12 protein-coding genes are annotated in these 15,457 nt (G+C 64.3%); 7 read left to right on the top strand and 5 right to left on the bottom strand.

Annotated features, from left to right (window positions below):
• Window positions 1-64 precede the first annotated feature (64 nt).
• The 3 genes from LMTR21_RS02660 to rocF all read left to right on the top strand — a co-directional run bounded on the left by LMTR21_RS02660 (window position 65) and on the right by rocF (window position 4,716).
• The gene (locus LMTR21_RS02660) at window positions 65-2,590 is read left to right on the top strand and encodes a glycogen/starch/alpha-glucan phosphorylase (RefSeq protein ID WP_141688187.1); all 2,526 of its coding nucleotides are present in this window, start codon (window positions 65-67) and stop codon (window positions 2,588-2,590) included.
• A gap of 206 nt (window positions 2,591-2,796) precedes the next feature.
• Window positions 2,797-3,615 carry an acyl-CoA thioesterase gene (locus tag LMTR21_RS02655; protein WP_065751768.1) on the top strand — a complete coding sequence of 273 codons (819 nt, stop codon included), beginning with the start codon at window positions 2,797-2,799 and terminating at the stop codon, window positions 3,613-3,615.
• A 117-nt stretch (window positions 3,616-3,732) separates the two neighbouring features.
• Entirely contained in the window at window positions 3,733-4,716 is a 984-nt protein-coding gene (gene rocF / locus LMTR21_RS02650; RefSeq protein WP_065751767.1) for an arginase, read from the top strand.
• A 2-nt stretch (window positions 4,717-4,718) separates the two neighbouring features.
• Here the strand turns inward: rocF and LMTR21_RS02645 are convergent, their stop codons facing one another.
• Both LMTR21_RS02645 and LMTR21_RS02640 read right to left on the bottom strand, forming a co-directional pair.
• Window positions 4,719-5,273 (bottom strand): cupin domain-containing protein, encoded by a 555-nt coding sequence (locus LMTR21_RS02645; protein WP_084030498.1) that lies wholly within the window; start codon window positions 5,271-5,273, stop codon window positions 4,719-4,721.
• Window positions 5,258-5,683: a sigma-70 family RNA polymerase sigma factor gene (locus tag LMTR21_RS02640; protein ID WP_246175029.1), complete on the bottom strand. Its 426-nt coding sequence runs from the start codon at window positions 5,681-5,683 to the stop codon at window positions 5,258-5,260. Before LMTR21_RS02640 ends, LMTR21_RS02645 begins: the two co-directional genes overlap by 16 nt.
• Before the next feature lie 370 nt (window positions 5,684-6,053).
• Between LMTR21_RS02640 and LMTR21_RS02635 the strand changes: the two genes are divergently transcribed.
• Window positions 6,054-6,662: an RNA polymerase sigma factor gene (locus LMTR21_RS02635; RefSeq protein WP_210250551.1), complete on the top strand. Its 609-nt coding sequence runs from the start codon at window positions 6,054-6,056 to the stop codon at window positions 6,660-6,662.
• Window positions 6,663-6,717: 55 nt separating this feature from the next.
• On the opposite strand, the gene LMTR21_RS02630 is transcribed toward LMTR21_RS02635, so the two are convergent.
• The 3 genes from LMTR21_RS02630 to LMTR21_RS02620 all read right to left on the bottom strand — a co-directional run bounded on the left by LMTR21_RS02630 (window position 6,718) and on the right by LMTR21_RS02620 (window position 12,067).
• Window positions 6,718-8,334, bottom strand: coding sequence for a phosphoenolpyruvate carboxykinase (locus tag LMTR21_RS02630; protein ID WP_065751763.1), 1,617 nt, complete (start codon window positions 8,332-8,334; stop codon window positions 6,718-6,720).
• 291 nt (window positions 8,335-8,625) lie between these two features.
• Window positions 8,626-11,220: a CHAT domain-containing tetratricopeptide repeat protein gene (locus LMTR21_RS02625; protein WP_065751762.1), complete on the bottom strand. Its 2,595-nt coding sequence runs from the start codon at window positions 11,218-11,220 to the stop codon at window positions 8,626-8,628.
• A 112-nt stretch (window positions 11,221-11,332) separates the two neighbouring features.
• The gene (locus tag LMTR21_RS02620) at window positions 11,333-12,067 is read right to left on the bottom strand and encodes a HugZ family pyridoxamine 5'-phosphate oxidase (RefSeq protein ID WP_065751761.1); all 735 of its coding nucleotides are present in this window, start codon (window positions 12,065-12,067) and stop codon (window positions 11,333-11,335) included.
• Window positions 12,068-12,283: 216 nt separating this feature from the next.
• On the opposite strand from LMTR21_RS02620, the gene LMTR21_RS02615 reads away from it, so the two are divergent.
• The 3 genes from LMTR21_RS02615 (at window position 12,284) to LMTR21_RS02605 (ending at window position 15,423) form a co-directional block, all read left to right on the top strand.
• Window positions 12,284-12,985: a response regulator transcription factor gene (locus tag LMTR21_RS02615; protein ID WP_027541437.1), complete on the top strand. Its 702-nt coding sequence runs from the start codon at window positions 12,284-12,286 to the stop codon at window positions 12,983-12,985.
• A gap of 99 nt (window positions 12,986-13,084) precedes the next feature.
• Entirely contained in the window at window positions 13,085-14,905 is a 1,821-nt protein-coding gene (locus LMTR21_RS02610) for a sensor histidine kinase (protein WP_065751760.1), read from the top strand.
• The gene (locus LMTR21_RS02605) at window positions 14,902-15,423 is read left to right on the top strand and encodes an HPr kinase/phosphorylase (RefSeq protein ID WP_065751759.1); all 522 of its coding nucleotides are present in this window, start codon (window positions 14,902-14,904) and stop codon (window positions 15,421-15,423) included. The genes LMTR21_RS02610 and LMTR21_RS02605 overlap by 4 nt, the downstream gene beginning before the upstream one ends.
• Window positions 15,424-15,457 lie beyond the last annotated feature (34 nt).

The following is a 15,457-nucleotide window of genomic DNA, read 5'->3' as shown; positions in this document are numbered from 1 at the left end:
ACCGCTCCAGTGGTTTCGATCGCGGGACAACGCGCTTATCTTGTCTTGAGTCTCAACTGCAGGAATCAACGTGTTGCAGGAACAATTCCCGGGGAACTATCCGGCGCCGGGGCAGCCGGTCGACGAATTGGCGCTGGCCGAGATCAAGGGCGCCATTCTCGCCAAGCTCCGTCTTGCGATCGGCAAGGACGCGGGCATGGCGACGCGGCGCGACTGGTACAAGGCGGCCGCGCTGGCGCTGCGCGACCGCATCGTGCACCGCTGGCTGACGGCCGAGAAGGAGAGCTACGACGCCGGCAGCAAGCGCGTTTATTATCTCTCGCTCGAATTCCTGATCGGCCGCTTGTTCACCGACGGGTTGAACAATATGGGCCTGTTGCCGGTGTTCGAGACGGCGCTCGGCGATCTCGGCGTCGGCCTGAACGATTTGCGCAAATGCGAGCCGGATGCGGCGCTCGGCAATGGTGGCCTCGGGCGGCTCGCGGCGTGTTTCATGGAGAGCATGGCGACGCTGGCCGTTCCCGCCATCGGCTACGGCATCCGCTACGATTTCGGCCTGTTCCGCCAGATCATTTCGCATGGCTGGCAGCAGGAATATCCGGACGAATGGCTGAGTTTCGGCAACCCCTGGGAATTCCAGCGGGCCGAGGTGGTCTATCACATCCACTTCGGCGGCCATGTCGATCATGTCGACGACCGCGGGCGCGACCGCGCGACCTGGCGTCCGGCGGAAACCGTGCAAGCGGTCGCCTACGACACGCCGATCGTCGGCTGGCGCGGCCAGCACGTCAACGCGCTGCGGCTGTGGTCGGCCCGCTCGCCCGATCCCTTGCGGCTCGACGTCTTCAACACCGGCGATTACCTCGGCGCGGTTGCCGAAGAAGCGCGCGCAGAATCGATCTGCAAATTCCTCTATCCGAACGACGAGAGCCCGGCCGGGCGTGAACTCCGGCTGCGGCAGGAATATTTCTTCGTCTCCGCCTCGCTGCAGGATCTGGTCAAGCGGCACCTCGCGTCTGACGGACAGTTGCGCAATCTCCCCTCCAAGGTCGCGGTGCAGCTCAACGATACCCATCCGAGCCTCGCCGTCACCGAGTTGATGCGCATCCTGGTCGACCTGCACAATTTCCGCTGGGACGAAGCGTGGAAGCTCACGGTGGCGACGCTGTCCTACACCAATCACACGCTGCTGCCGGAAGCGCTGGAGACCTGGCCGGTCGAACTGTTCGAGCGGCTGCTGCCGCGGCATCTCGAAATCATCTACCGCATCAATGCCGCGCATCTGGCGCTGGCCGATCAGCGTTGCCCGGGCGACATCGAATATCGCGCCTCGGTCTCGTTGATCGACGAGAAAAGTGGCCGCCGGGTGCGGATGGGACAGCTCGCTTTCGTCGGCTCGCACCGCATCAACGGCGTCTCGGCGATGCATTCCGACCTGATGAAGGAGACCGTGTTCCACGATCTCAACCACCTCTATCCCGGCCGCATCACCAACAAGACCAACGGCATCACCTTCCGTCGCTGGCTGATGCTGGCCAATCCGAAGCTGACCGGCCTGATGCGCGAGGTCTGTGGCGAGGCCGTGCTCGACGATTTCTCCCTGTTCGAGCGCCTCGAGGCCCGCGCCAGCGACAATGCCTTCCAGCAGCGCTTTCGCGAGGTCAAGCACCACAACAAGGTGGCGCTGGCGCGGGTGATCAACGAGCGCCTCGGTACCAAGATCGATCCGTCGGCGCTGTTCGACATACAGATCAAGCGCATCCACGAATACAAGCGGCAATTGCTCAACGTCGTCGAGACCATCGCGCTGTACCAGGCGATCAAGGATGAGCCGCAGCGCGACTGGGTGCCGCGGGTGAAAATCTTCGCCGGCAAGGCGGCGGCGAGCTACCGCTACGCCAAGCTGATCATCAAGCTGATCAACGACGTCGCCGAAGTCGTCAACAACGATCCTGATGTCGCGGGACGGCTGAAGGTGGTCTTCCTTGCCGACTACAATGTCAGCCTCGCCGAGGTGATCATTCCGGCCGCCGATCTCTCCGAGCAGATTTCGACCGCCGGCATGGAGGCCTCCGGCACCGGCAACATGAAGCTGGCGCTCAACGGCGCCCTGACCATCGGCACGCTCGACGGCGCCAATATCGAAATCCGCGACCACGTCGGCGCGGAAAACATCGCGATCTTCGGCCTGGAGGCCGGCGACGTCATGATCCGGCGCAAGCAGGGGCTGGATGCGAGCGATATCATCCGTCGCTCGCCGCGGCTGGCGCGGGCCATCACCGCGATCGAGAGCGGCGCGTTCTCGCCCGACGATCCCGCCCGCTTCGCTTCCATCGGCCATGCGCTGCGCTACCTCGACCATTACATGGTCTCGGCCGACTTCGATTCCTATTACGAGACGCAGCGCGGCGTCGACGCCCGCTGGCGGGTGATACCGGCCTGGACCCGCGCCTCGATTCTCAACGTGGCGCGGATGCCGTGGTTCTCCTCCGACCGCACCATCCGGGAGTATGCCGAGGATATCTGGCACGTTCCAGTGCGGGCTGCGCCGGTGCCGGAGGCCGAGGCCCAGCGCGGGGCGACGCGGTAGCGAGCAGTCGTCAAGCTCGGCCATGACGGCGGAGGCCACTACCTCTGGCGTCATTGAATTCGGCGAAAGGGCCGTGATAGCAACGGCGTCATTGCCTGCGACAAACGCGAAGCGTTTGTGCAAGGGAGCGCAAGCGACGAAGCAATCCACACTTGCTTTGTCGCCTCTGGATTGCTTCGCTTACGCTCGCAACGACGGAAGGTCCCATGCTCACCAAATCCCCTCACCTCTTCGACGACGCAACACGGGTAACCGCCGGCGATAGCTGCTGGCAGGGCAAGACCAGCCCGGACTATTGGGCCTTTGTCGGCCCGTTCGGCGGCTGCACGGCAGCGACGATCCTGCGCGCGCTGATGGAGCATCCGCAGCGGGCGGGCGATCCGTTGTCACTTACCGTGAATTTCTGCGCGCCGGTGGCGGAAGGCGCTTTCGATCTCGACGTACGGCTGGTCAAGGCCAACCGTTCGAGCCAGCACTGGTGCGTGGAGATGACGCAGAGCGGCGGCGACGTTGCGACGCTGGCGACCGCTGTGTTCGCCGAGCGCCGGCCGTCATGGTCGCACCAGCAGGTGAAATTTCCGGACGCCGCGCCGTTCGCGCAGGCACGCTCGTTTCCGAACACGCCGATGACCTGGACGCACCAGTATGATTTCCGCTTTGTCGAGGGCGAGCCGAGTTTCTACGGCTCGCCCGCGGCGGAGCCGCTCGATGCCTTCTCCAAGCAGTGGATCGGCGACCGCGTGCCGCGAAAGGTCGACATGCTGTCGCTGATGTCGATGTCGGATGCCTTCTTCGGCCGGGTGTTTCTGGCGCGGCGGGAACTTGTTCCATTCGGCACGGTGTCAATCACCACGTATTTTCATACCGCGTCGGAAGAGCTGGCGGGCGAGGACATCACGCACGTGCTGGCGGCCGCCGACGCCCGGATTTTCCACAGGAGTTACGGCGACCAGCACGGCGAATTGTGGTCACCCTCGGGGCGCCTGCTCGCAACCACGACGCAAATCGCTTATTTCAAGGCGTAGTGGCGTAGGGTGGGCAAAGGCGCGCAGCGCCGTGCCCACCATGTATCCGATCGTTACCTGGAAAGGGTGGGCACGCTTCGCTTTGCCCACCCTACGGCTCTATCGAAAGGCGGCCGCATGTCCGACGCCAACGTTCCCCGCATCGCCCTGCTCGGCGTTCCCATCGAAATCGGCGCCTCGCAACTCGGCACCCTGATGGGACCGGATGCGCTGCGTACCGCGGGGATCGGCCGCATCCTCGATCAGCTCGGCTTTGCCGTCGAGGACCATGGCAACATGGCCAAGCCCGGCCCTGCTCCCGCCGAAGGACCGCCGCCCGCGAACGCCAAATATTACGACACGATCAAGGGCTGGATTCGCGCACTCAGCGAACGTTCCTATGCGCTGGCGCGTTCGGGCGCCGTTCCGATCTTCATGGGCGGCGATCATTCGCTGTCGATGGGATCGGTGAACGGCGTCGCGCGCCATTGGCAGGAACAGGGCCGGCCGCTGTTCGTGCTCTGGGTCGATGCCCACGCCGACTACAACACGCCGCAGACGACGGAGACCGGCAACATGCACGGCATGTCGGCCGCGTTCCTGTGCGGCGAAGGCGGCCTCGACGATCTGCTCGGCGGCACGCCCCGCGCCTCGATCGGCCCGGACCAGCTCGACCTGTTCGGCATCCGCTCGATCGATCCTGAGGAGAAGAAGCTGGTGTTCGAGCGCCGCGTCGCGATCGCCGACATGCGCGCGATCGACGAGTTCGGCGTCGGCGTCCTGATCCGCAAGGTGATCGAACGCGTGCGGGCGCGGAACGGTGTGTTGCATGTTTCCTTCGACGTCGACTTCCTCGATCCCACGGTCGCCCCCGGCGTCGGCACCACGGTGCCGGGCGGCGCGACCTATCGCGAGGCGCACTTGATCATGGAGCTGCTGCACGATTCCGGGCTGGTGCGCTCGGTCGATGTCGTCGAGCTCAACCCGTTCCTCGACGAGCGCGGCCGCACCGCGCGCGTTGCCGTCGAGCTGATCGGCAGCCTGTTCGGATTGCAAATCACCGACCGGCGGACGCCGAGCAATGCGATGTTACCGGGCAACGGCTCTGCGCCGGGCGGCTAACTCTAGCGCTGATCGAGGCTCATGATGACGTGCACCAGACAGCCATTCACGGTGCGTCCCGGCGGGTGCGAGGATGACGGCGTCGCGACGTGGAAGTCGCCTGCCCTCAGATTGAGATCGCCGAACGAGAGATCGCCTTCGATGACAAGCGTGTGCTCGTCGGCGTCATGCGCGTGCGGCTGATAGGACGCGCCGGGCGCCATCCGGATCAACAGATGTTGCCGGTTCTGCGCGCGATCGACGTGCAGCAAACGACCCTGGATGCCCGGGCTGACCTCGAACCAGTTCGCCGTCCCCGCGCGTTTGGTCACGGTGCCCGGCAGGTCGGCGCCCGCACCCTCGATCCGGCCAAGAATCTTTTCGAACAGCCCTGACGGCGGCGGCTCGGCCTCTCCCGCCGGCAGATTGGCAAACATGCTCTCCCAATATTCGACCTGGGCCCGCAGCGCTTCGTCCGCTTTCAGTCGCTGCGCGAAGGCGCTTCTCGCCTCCTCGCCGAGCAGCCCGAGGACATATTCGGCGGCATCGTGGGCCCCGGGGTTCACTGGCTTAGACATAGCTGCAACTTCTCAACAGCACGGTGAATCCAGGTCCTGATCGTTCCAACCGGAACGGCTGAATGCGCGGCCAGCTCCTCGTAGCTCAAGCCGTAATAGTAGGCCAAAAGCACGGATTGCCGGTAGTTTTGTTCCAGAAGGCCGAGGCACTTTCGCAAGTCCGGCGCCAGCGCGGGATCGTACGGCACCTGGTTTGACAGCGCTTCGAGCACGGCCACGACGCTCTCGTCGGTCAGCGATACCGGCGCTGTCCGCCGCGCCGGCAGCCGGTCGAGCGCCACCCGACGCACAACCGTCACCATCCAGCTCATGGCACCGCCTCTGGCGGGATCGAACAGATAGGATTTTTGCCAGATCCGCAGCATCGCCTCCTGAAAGGCGTCCTCGGCGGCGTTGCGGTCGCGCAGCATCCGACTGCAAATCCCGAATAGCGTCGGGCCTGTCTGCTCGTAGAGCCGACGAAACGCCGCCCGGTCGCCTTGGGCGACAGACCTGAGCACCTGCCCCAAATCGTCCTCGGAAATCTGTCGCATTCTGAGCGGGATAGGCCGGATGCACAATCAAGGGTGGCTGTTCCTCGCGAACTATAGGGCTCAGGAAGCTACGGTTCAACGGGCCGAGGTTTCAAAGCAGGCGTTGCCGCCGGCGGCCAAAAAATCATCGCCGGTGCCCCGGGGGCCGAAACTTTTTTTGCGGGCCATCCGTACTGGCGGGATAAGGCCTGCTCAACGCGGGATGTTTGCGAGCAGGTGGTCAGAAAATCGAGTTGGGGAAACCATGGTGAACGCGACGCCGCAGGGTACGACCGGACAACAGGACGGCAGAGCGCTTCTTCTGCAATTGCTCGCGGACGTCGCTGGCGGCAACAAATCCGCCTTCGCAAGGCTCTACGGCCTCACCCACGCCAAGCTGCTCGGCATCGCCCTTCGCGTCCTGAGGGACCGGGCGCTGGCCGAGGATGTGCTGCAGGAGAGCTATCTGAAGATCTGGCGTCACGCCGCAAGCTACGATCCTGCGATCGCCTCGCCGATGACCTGGATGGCGACCATCGTCAGGCATGGCGCCATCGACAGTTTACGGAAACGCCAGCTCGAGGCGCTCGAAGCGGAGGACAAGATCGCCGCGTTCGCGTCGAGCGATCCCGATCCGGTCGACGAAATCCATCTCGCGCGGCTGCGTCCGAAGGCGCTGGCGGCGTTCGCGCGACTACCCGAACACAAGCGCCAGCTGATCATGCAGGCGTATCTCAGGGACAAGAGCCGCCACGACCTGTCGAAGCGGCTCGGCATTCCCGCCAATACCGTCAAGACGCATTTGCGGCGGGCGCTGCTGGAACTGCGCGCCACGATGTTTGCCTCTATCGAGGCGAGAACGCAGAGTGCCGCCTGAAACGAAAAGGGCGGCCTCGCGGCCGCCCTCGTCGTTCTCGGATGATCCGATGCAGTTACTCCGCCGCGAGCTTGGTGTCCGGCGCGGCGGCGCGGACTTCGGCGTCGACTTGGGCTTCGAACTTGGCAAAGTTCTTCTGGAACATGCCGACCAGTGCGCGCGCGGTCTTGTCGAACTCGGCCTTGTCCTTCCAGGTGTTAACGGGATCGAGGATCTCGCTCGGCACGCCCGGCAGCGCGGTCGGTACCGCGAAACCGAAATACTTGTCGGTGCGGAATTCGACGTTGCGCAAGGAGCCGTCGAGCGCCGCGGTGAGCAGCGCACGCGTCACCTTGATCGGCATGCGGCTGCCGGTGCCGAATTTGCCGCCGGTCCAGCCGGTGTTGACCAGCCAGCAATCGACATTGTGCTTGGCGATCAGCTCGCGCAGCATGTTGCCGTAGACGGAAGGATCGAGCGGCAGGAACGGCGAACCAAAGCAGGTGGAGAATTCCGGCTGCGGCTCGTTGCCGAGACCGCGCTCGGTGCCCGCGACCTTCGCGGTATAGCCGGACAGGAAGTGATACATCGCCTGCGCCGGCGAAAGCTTGGCGATCGGCGGCAACACGCCGAAGGCATCGGCCGCCAGCATCACGACGTTCTTCGGCTGGCCGGCGCGGCCGGTACGCGAAGCGTTCGGGATGAAGTCGAGCGGATAGGCCGAGCGGGTATTTTCCGTCTTCGAACCATCGTCAAAATCGGGCACCCGGTTGTCTTCGCCGAGCACCACGTTTTCCAGCACGGCGCCGAAGCGGTTGCTCGCGGCAAAGATCTGCGGCTCGGCTTCCTTCGACAGCTTGATGCACTTGGCGTAGCAGCCGCCTTCGAAATTGAAGACGCCATCATTGCCCCAGCCGTGCTCGTCGTCGCCGATCAGCGTGCGGTTCGGATCGGCCGACAGCGTGGTCTTGCCGGTGCCGGATAGCCCGAAGAAGATCGCGGTGTCGCCCTTGGGCCCGACATTGGCCGAGCAGTGCATCGGCAGCACGCCCTTGGCGGGCAGATAATAGTTCAGCGTGGTGAAGACCGACTTCTTCATCTCACCGGCATAATAAGACCCGCCGATCAGGACGATCTTGCGGGCGAAATCGATCGCGACGACGTTCTCCGAGCGCACGCCGTGACGTTTCGGATCGGCGCGGAAGCTCGGCAAGTCGATGATGGTGAGTTCAGGCACGAAATCGCGCAGCGCCGAAACTTCGGGGCGGATCAGCAGCGTGCGGATGAACAGCGAGTGCCACGCAAGCTCGGTGAACACGCGGGTCTTGATCTGGAAGCTCGGATCGGCGCCGCCATAGAGATCCTGCGCGAACAGCGTCATGCCTTCGGCATGCTTGAGGAAGTCGGTATAGAGTGCCGAGAACTGCTCCGAGGTGATCGACTGGTTGCCGGCCCACCACATGTTCTTGTCGGTGGTCCCATCGCGAACCGTGAACTTGTCCTTGGGGCTGCGGCCGGTGAACTCGCCGGTGTCAGCGCACAACGCGCCGTCCGCCGACAGCACGGCCTCGCCTGCCGCGAGTGAGTATTGATAAAGCTGCGGCGCACCGAGATTCCAGTGCACCGTCTTGAGATTTTTTAAGCCGAATTTGTCAGCGCCGAAGGCACCGTTGCGTAGACCCGTCTCTTGCACGAAGACTCCTCCTCGAACCCGCGTTACACTCGTCGCGCGCTTGTCGCTTGACGCGCTCTGTCGCGGTGACCTCTGTGAATATAGCCTTTCGGCCTCGGTCCGGCGACCTAATACTGATGAACGCCGGGCTTGCCAAGCCGATCCACGCGAATTGGTTTATGCAGGCAAGGGCGGTTGATCTGCATCAATCGCTTGCTGCGGCGCTTCTTGTTCGTTTGCCGCCATGGTTGCGCGACCATCCGTCTCAACGCGGCAGAGGTCGGAATTGTTGCGTCGCACCATCGAAATTTTTCAGCGCGTGGCGCCCTCTCCGATCAACGCAAACGGCGCCCAGTACGCCGGATAGGCATTGCGCGGCGAGGACGGGTCGTTGAGATAGGCCAGCATGGCCTGCCGCAGCGCCTCGGCGCGCCCGAGCTTGGGATCGCCCTTCAGGCGGTCGAAGGTCGATATCGATAGCCGCGTGGCGGCCTCCGAACTGACCGCCCAGTGCGACACCAAGAGCGCCCGCGCGCCGGCATAGAAGAAAGATCGCGCCAGTCCCGAAAGCGCCTCGGCGCCGGGCTTGTCGCCGGCGATGGTGTTGCAGGCTGACAGCACCACCCAATCGGCGTTGAGCTTCAACTGCGCGACTTCGCTTGCCGTAAGCAGGCCGTCATCGAATTCGCTCGGCTGCCTCGGAATGCTCAGCACCAGCGACGGTTCGGCAAGCCCTTTCACGTCGCCGGCGACGAGGCCGTGGGTGGCGAAATAGACGATGCCGTAATCGGCGAGCGGCGTGCGCTTCAGCGTGGTTTCGCTGGCGTCTTCGCCGAGATGAATGTCGGCCGCCGCCACGCCGAGATTTTTGGCGATCGTGTTGAGCTCATCGGCGGTATCGGGCAGTTGCGCCAAGGCATCCGAAAGCCGCGCGCGATCGACGCCGGCGCCCTGCCAGAAATCGGTGTAGGCGCCGCTCGCGAGGCTGCGCGCGGCGGTCCTGGAACGATTGCCATCGGCAGGCTTTGCAGCGGGATTGAAAATGGGATCGCCAAAGCCCGTCATCGGCTTGGTGCTCTGCTCCTTGCGCGCGAACACCCGCAGCGCTTTCAGGCTCGCGGCCGACGGCAATATCGAGACCGCCTGACGCTTCAACAGCCAGGCCGCATCGCGATAGCCCTCGAATGTCTCGGGGATGGCGGCCTCCGGCTTTTCGGTCACCAGCAAATGGAACGGCAGCGCCGTCAGCGCGCCCGACGCCACCACCAGAAGCGACGGCTTGTCCTTGATCAACGCATCGACCGGCGCCAGCAACGTCCCGTGCAGCTCATTGGCGAGTGCGAGATCGAACAGCCCGGATTTGCCGGAGGCATCGTTCGCCTTGCCGAGATCCAGCCCGCGGCGGAACGCGGCCACCTGCTGCGACAAGGTTTCCGCGCCGCGCGGGATCGGCTTCCAGTCAAAGCTCTCGCGGGTGATGGCAATGACGTAGCTTTCCACCTCGGTGACGGCGAACTGCACCAGCGCTTCGTTTTCCGACAGCAGCGACTGGATCTCCTTCACCGTCATCGGCGATGGATTCGACAGCGCGGCGTAGTTGGGAAATTCCGCCGACAACGTCTTCTGCAGTGACGCCCGCTCGGTCGCGACAGCGGCAAGCCGGGTGCGGGCGCGCTGCTCGGAAGCGGCGTCGCGCTTCGAGCGCTCTTTCGAGACCGCTGCAACGATCGACTTGTCGAGGGCTTCCGATTCAGAAGCGAGATCCTGATCGCGGCGCACCAGTTCGGACAGGCGATCGCTTCCCGCGGCCAGCCGCACCGCCAGCTTGTTCACGGCCGAGGCAACCGAGGACTGGGTGCCGCGCTGGATCACGCTGAGCATATCGTTCACGGCCTTGTCGCGCGGCACCAGATGCTGGCGCTCCGCATCCGCCAGTACCGGAAGCGCGGCGCGGGGTTGCGCGCGTCCGCTTCCGATCAGCCGCTGCACCAATGGCAGCGCCTCGCCGGGACGACCCGAGGCCTGATAGAACGAGGCCAGATTGTTGGTCGACGTCGCGGTATCCGGATGATCGGACCCGACGGCGCGTTCGCGGATCGCCAAGGCGCGCTCGAACAGCGGCTGCGCCTCGGCGTAGCGGCCCTGCCGCTCATAGAGATCGGCAAGATTGTTGAGCGAGCGCGCGACATCGGGATGTTCGCGGCCCAGCACTTTTTCGCGGATCGCCAGCGATCGCTTGATCCGCGGCTCGGCCTCGGCATAGCGGCGCTGGACCTTGGCGACCTGGCCGAGATTGTTCAAAAGCGTCGCCACCGCGGGATGCTCCGGGCCTGCCGCCTTTTCGTAGATCGCCAGCGCCCGCTTGAACAACGGTTCGGAATCGCCATGGCGGCCGAGCTTCTCGTAATGCGTCGCCAGATTGTTGAGAGATTGTCCGATATCCGGGTGACCGGCAGGTAGCGACCTCTCACGTACGGACAGCGCGCGCCTGAACAAGGGCTCGGAGTCGGCATAGCGCTGCTGGCGCTGGTACAGCGCCGCCAGATTGGTCAGCGCAGCCGCGATCTCCGGCGATTCAAGACCGGTCGTCTTTTCCAGCACCGCGATGGATCGCTTGAGCAACGGCTCCGCCTCCCCATCCCTGCCCTGATTGCCGTAGGCCTGCGCCAGATTGTTCAGCGCCGCGCCAACCTCACGGTTCAAAGGACCGAATCTTTTTTCGAGGCTTTCCACCTGTTCCTTCGCCAGCGCCACGGCTTCCGCATATTTGCCGGCGCGGCCGAGTTCGTTGACCTTGGCGCTGACCGCGGCGAGGTCGCCCTTTTGCGCCAGCGATGGCGTGGAGAGGCACGTGCCCGACAACAGCGCCAGGCACACGGAAAATATCAATCGATTGCGGGATTTCATGCGGGCTTTCGCTGGTCAACTACGCGCAGGTCTGCATTAGGTCGCGGAAACTTCCGCACCCGTTCAAATCCGCGTTCGCTATTGGCTGGCGTTAACCCTTGTGCGCCCTTCGTCAGCCTTTGGCCCGCGCCTCGCCCGCCAGCCGCACCAGCATCTTGCGGAGCGCCATCGCGCTGGTGACGCGCTCCGGGAAATCCAGCCGCAACGTTGCGCTGTCGGCCTGCATGTCCATGCCGTCGGGGTCGCAGCCGGTGCAGCGCCAATCGGCGGATTCGGCGCCCAGCAGTCGGGTCGCGTAGAGGTTCATCGCCTCGCGGTGATCCTCATTCATGTGCTCCACCGCGCCCTGCTCGGCTTCCAGCAGATCGGCGGCATCGCCGATCTCGGTCAGAAACTGCGCCGGCTTGAGATCGATGATGCGGCCGAAGCCGGCGACCAGATGCAGACCCGACGGGGCGATCCGGAAGAACGAGAAATCTTTGAAATCCACGAAGGCTTCCGCGGAGGGATGGGCATTGAGATAGCGCCGGCGCAGGATTTTCGCGGGCTCCCCGGTGGCCTCCTCGGCCCGGCCCGCCAGCATGATCCGCGCACCTTCCAGCGGGTCGCCGGCAGCGCGCTCGTCCAGCATCAGCGATACTCGGCTATCGGCGAGGAGATTTTTCGTATGCAGCGCGAGCCGCGAAACCAGCAGAATTGGCGAGGCGTCGGCATGGCTCGCAACGTTAACGAGCGAGCAGTAGGGGTCGCCACTTTCAGGCATAAGCGTGGCGAGCGCGCCCTGCCGGCTGCGCCGCAGCAGCGAACGAGCGAGCTTGGAAGCGTCAAAATTTGCGGTCGGCTGCATGGTTTCTTTCCGGCCATCTTATTGCAAAAAGGGCCTTTTCTCGGCTAGACAGGGTGCTATATGGGGGACGGTGCGTCTCCCTGGGGGCGTTTTGCGGAACTCGGTCATAGTTCAGCCCAGCTTGCATTGCTCGTTGACCGTGTACGAAGCCCATTTATGCGGCGTCTGGCTGAAGTGCCCGCCGTTTAAGCCACTCTCTTATTCGAAAGCAGGCTCATGCCCACAATCGCCCTGGTCGATGATGACCGCAACATTCTCACTTCCGTGTCGATCGCGCTCGAAGCCGAAGGCTATCGCATCATGACCTACACGGATGGTGCCTCGGCGCTGGACGGCTTCCGCACTTCGCCGCCAGACCTCGCGATCCTCGATATCAAGATGCCGCGCATGGACGGCATGGAAACGCTACGCCGGCTGCGGCAGAAGTCCGACCTGCCGGTGATCTTTTTGACCTCCAAGGATGAAGAGATCGACGAATTGTTCGGTCTCAAGATGGGTGCCGACGATTTCATCCGCAAGCCATTCTCGCAGCGCCTCCTGGTCGAGCGCGTCAAGGCCGTGCTCCGCCGCGGCCAGCCCAAGGATCCGACCGCGGTGCCGAAGGAGCCGGATGCGCGCGCGCTGGACCGCGGCCTGTTGCGGATGGACCCGGAGCGTCACACCTGCACCTGGAAGAACGAGCCTGTGACGCTGACGGTGACGGAATTCTTGATCCTGCAGGCGCTGGCGACCCGGCCCGGCGTGGTCAAAAGCCGCAACGCGCTGATGGATGCCGCCTATGACGACCAGGTCTATGTCGACGACCGCACCATCGACAGCCACATCAAGCGGCTGCGCAAGAAGTTCAAGGTGGTCGACGACGATTTCGAGATGATCGAGACGTTGTACGGCGTCGGCTATCGATTCAAGGAAGCCTGATCTGCGTCCTCCGGGCGGAAGTGTTGACTGACACATCCGCCCGGACGACGTAGAAGCGTAGAACTAGAAGACGGCGCATCACAACCGGCAGCTCGGCCATTGCTAGATCGAACGCAGCCCGATCCCAGCCTGAACCACGAGGATGCTCTGGAGCTCCTCGAACGGGAACGCGTTGCCGCCGAGGTTAGTGTCGGCGAGACGGGCTGGCGGCGGCCGCTCGGCTGGCTGCGACGGGCCGGACAGTTCTTCTTCGCGCTCTCCTTCTCCAGCCTCACGCGCCGCATCGTCTCGCTCAATCTGGCGGGCCTCGTCGCGCTGGTGGCGAGCATTCTCTATCTCTCGCAATTCCGTGCCGGCCTGATCGATGCGCGGGCGCAGAGCCTCCTGGTGCAGGCTGAAATCATCGCCGGCGCGATCGCCGCCTCCGCCACCGTCGAAACCAACACCATCACCATCGATCCCGACCGCCTGCTCGATCTCAAGCCCGGCGAAAGCTACGGCGCGCCGGACGAATCTTCGGGGCTTGATTTTCCGATCAATCCGGAGCGCGTCGCGCCGGTGTTGCGGCGGCTGATCTCGCCGACCAAGACGCGCGCGCGCATCTATGGCGGCGACGGCGGCATGATCCTCGACAGCCGCAGTCTCTATGGCCGCGGCGACGTGATGCGGTTCGAACTGCCGCCGCCGTCGACGGAGAAGCCGGGTTTTGTCGAGCGCGCCACGATCTCGATCCGTACCTGGCTCAATCGCGGCGACCTGCCGCTCTATCGCGAGCTCGGCCCCGAAAACGGCAAGGGCTACCAGGAAATCGTACAGGCGCTCGACGGCGTCAAAAGCAGCATGGTGCGCGTCAACGACCGCGGCGAGGTGATCGTCTCGGTCGCCGTCCCGGTGCAGCGCTTCCGCGCCGTGCATGGCGCGCTGATGCTGTCGACGCAGGGCGACGACATCGACCAGATGGTGACCGCCGAACGGCTGGCGATCCTGAAAGTGGGCGGCGTTGCCTCCGCGGTCATGATCGTGCTGTCGCTATTGCTCGCGAGCACGATCGCAGGTCCGGTGCGGCGGCTGGCCGACGGCGCCGAGCGCGTCCGCCGGCGCATCCAGACCCGTGTCGAGATTCCCGACTTCACTCGCCGCCGCGACGAGATCGGCCATCTCTCGGGCGCGCTGCGCGACATGACCAATGCGCTCTATAGCCGCATCGAGGCGATCGAGATGTTCGCCGCCGACGTCGCTCACGAATTGAAGAATCCACTGACCTCGCTGCGGTCGGCGGTGGAGACGCTGCCGCTGGCGCGCAACGACACCAGCCGCGCGCGCCTGCTCGAGGTGATCGAGCACGACGTCAAGCGGCTCGACCGGCTGATCTCGGACATCTCCGACGCCAGCCGTCTCGATGCCGAATTGCAGCGCCAGGACATGGCGCCGGTCGATCTGCGCCGGTTGCTGACGACGCTGACCTCGGTGGCCAACGAAACCAGGCTGGGTCACGACGTCGCAGTCGAGGCGCGCTTCGAGGGCCGCGGAGCTACCGACCCATTCCTGGTGCCGGGCCATGATTCCCGGCTCGGACAGGTGATCTCCAACCTCTTGTCCAATGCGCAATCCTTCTCCACCCCCGGCGGGAAAGTGCGCGTCACCTGCCGCCGTGCGCGTTCGGAAATCGAAATCATCGTCGATGACGACGGGCCGGGCATCGGCGAGGATGCGCTGGAGCGCATCTTCGAGCGCTTCTACACCGACCGTCCGCATCAGGGCTTTGGCCAGAACTCAGGCCTGGGGCTCTCGATCTCCAAGCAGATCATCGAAGCGCATAACGGGCGGATCTGGGCGGAAAATCGCCACGGCCCGGCCGACGCTGACGGCAAGCCGAGCGTGGCTGGCGCGCGCTTCGTGGTCCGGCTGCCCGCGCTATGACGGGGGAAGCCAGCGTGCACGCCTCCGCCGTACTGGTGGGCGAGCGCGCCGTGCTGATCCGGGGACCGTCGGGGGCCGGCAAGTCGCGACTTGCCTTCGATCTGATTCTCGCCGGACGCGCCGGACAGCTTCCGCCGGCCGTTTTGGTCGGCGATGACCGTGTCCATCTCGACACAGTGGCCGAACAATTGTGGGTCCGGCCGGCGCGGGAACTGGCCGGCCTGATCGAGGTCCGGGGCCTCGGGATCCGCCGCTGCGACTTCGTGGGCGAGGCGATGGTCGGCCTCGTCGCCGATCTCGCAGCCGGCGACGCGGAGCGGCTACCGCCGCCGGAAGCGCTCAGAATCCGCCTTAATGGTGTTTTGCTACCGCGAATTCCCGTCCCGGTGGGCTTTGACCCCTTCCCACTGATTGCAGCTGCCCTGACTACAACCGATGGTTCCGGTTCCTTCAAACCTTTGGACGATTGCTCGAAGGGAATTGGTAACCATATAAGCCCCAATATCGCCACCGATTAATCCGGCGCAGGCCTCACTTCTTACCGGCAAATTC

The sequence above is a fragment of the Bradyrhizobium paxllaeri genome, from assembly GCF_001693515.2.
Taxonomy (GTDB): Bacteria; Pseudomonadota; Alphaproteobacteria; order Rhizobiales; family Xanthobacteraceae; genus Bradyrhizobium; species Bradyrhizobium paxllaeri.
This window is presented reverse-complemented; position numbering and strand designations above follow the sequence as displayed.

What these genes read in the sequence shown, in the direction of transcription:
- LMTR21_RS02655 (WP_065751768.1), top strand. Translation starts at nt 2,797, where the DNA reads ATGCTCACCAAATCCCCTCACCTCTTCGACGACGCAACACGGGTAACC.
- rocF (WP_065751767.1), top strand. Translation starts at nt 3,733, where the DNA reads ATGTCCGACGCCAACGTTCCCCGCATCGCCCTGCTCGGCGTTCCCATC.
- LMTR21_RS02645 (WP_084030498.1), bottom strand. Translation starts at nt 5,273, where the DNA reads ATGTCTAAGCCAGTGAACCCCGGGGCCCACGATGCCGCCGAATATGTC.
- LMTR21_RS02640 (WP_246175029.1), bottom strand. Translation starts at nt 5,683, where the DNA reads ATGCTGCGCGACCGCAACGCCGCCGAGGACGCCTTTCAGGAGGCGATG.
- LMTR21_RS02625 (WP_065751762.1), bottom strand. Translation starts at nt 11,220, where the DNA reads ATGAAATCCCGCAATCGATTGATATTTTCCGTGTGCCTGGCGCTGTTG.
- LMTR21_RS02620 (WP_065751761.1), bottom strand. Translation starts at nt 12,067, where the DNA reads ATGCAGCCGACCGCAAATTTTGACGCTTCCAAGCTCGCTCGTTCGCTG.
- LMTR21_RS02615 (WP_027541437.1), top strand. Translation starts at nt 12,284, where the DNA reads ATGCCCACAATCGCCCTGGTCGATGATGACCGCAACATTCTCACTTCC.
- LMTR21_RS02605 (WP_065751759.1), top strand. Translation starts at nt 14,902, where the DNA reads ATGACGGGGGAAGCCAGCGTGCACGCCTCCGCCGTACTGGTGGGCGAG.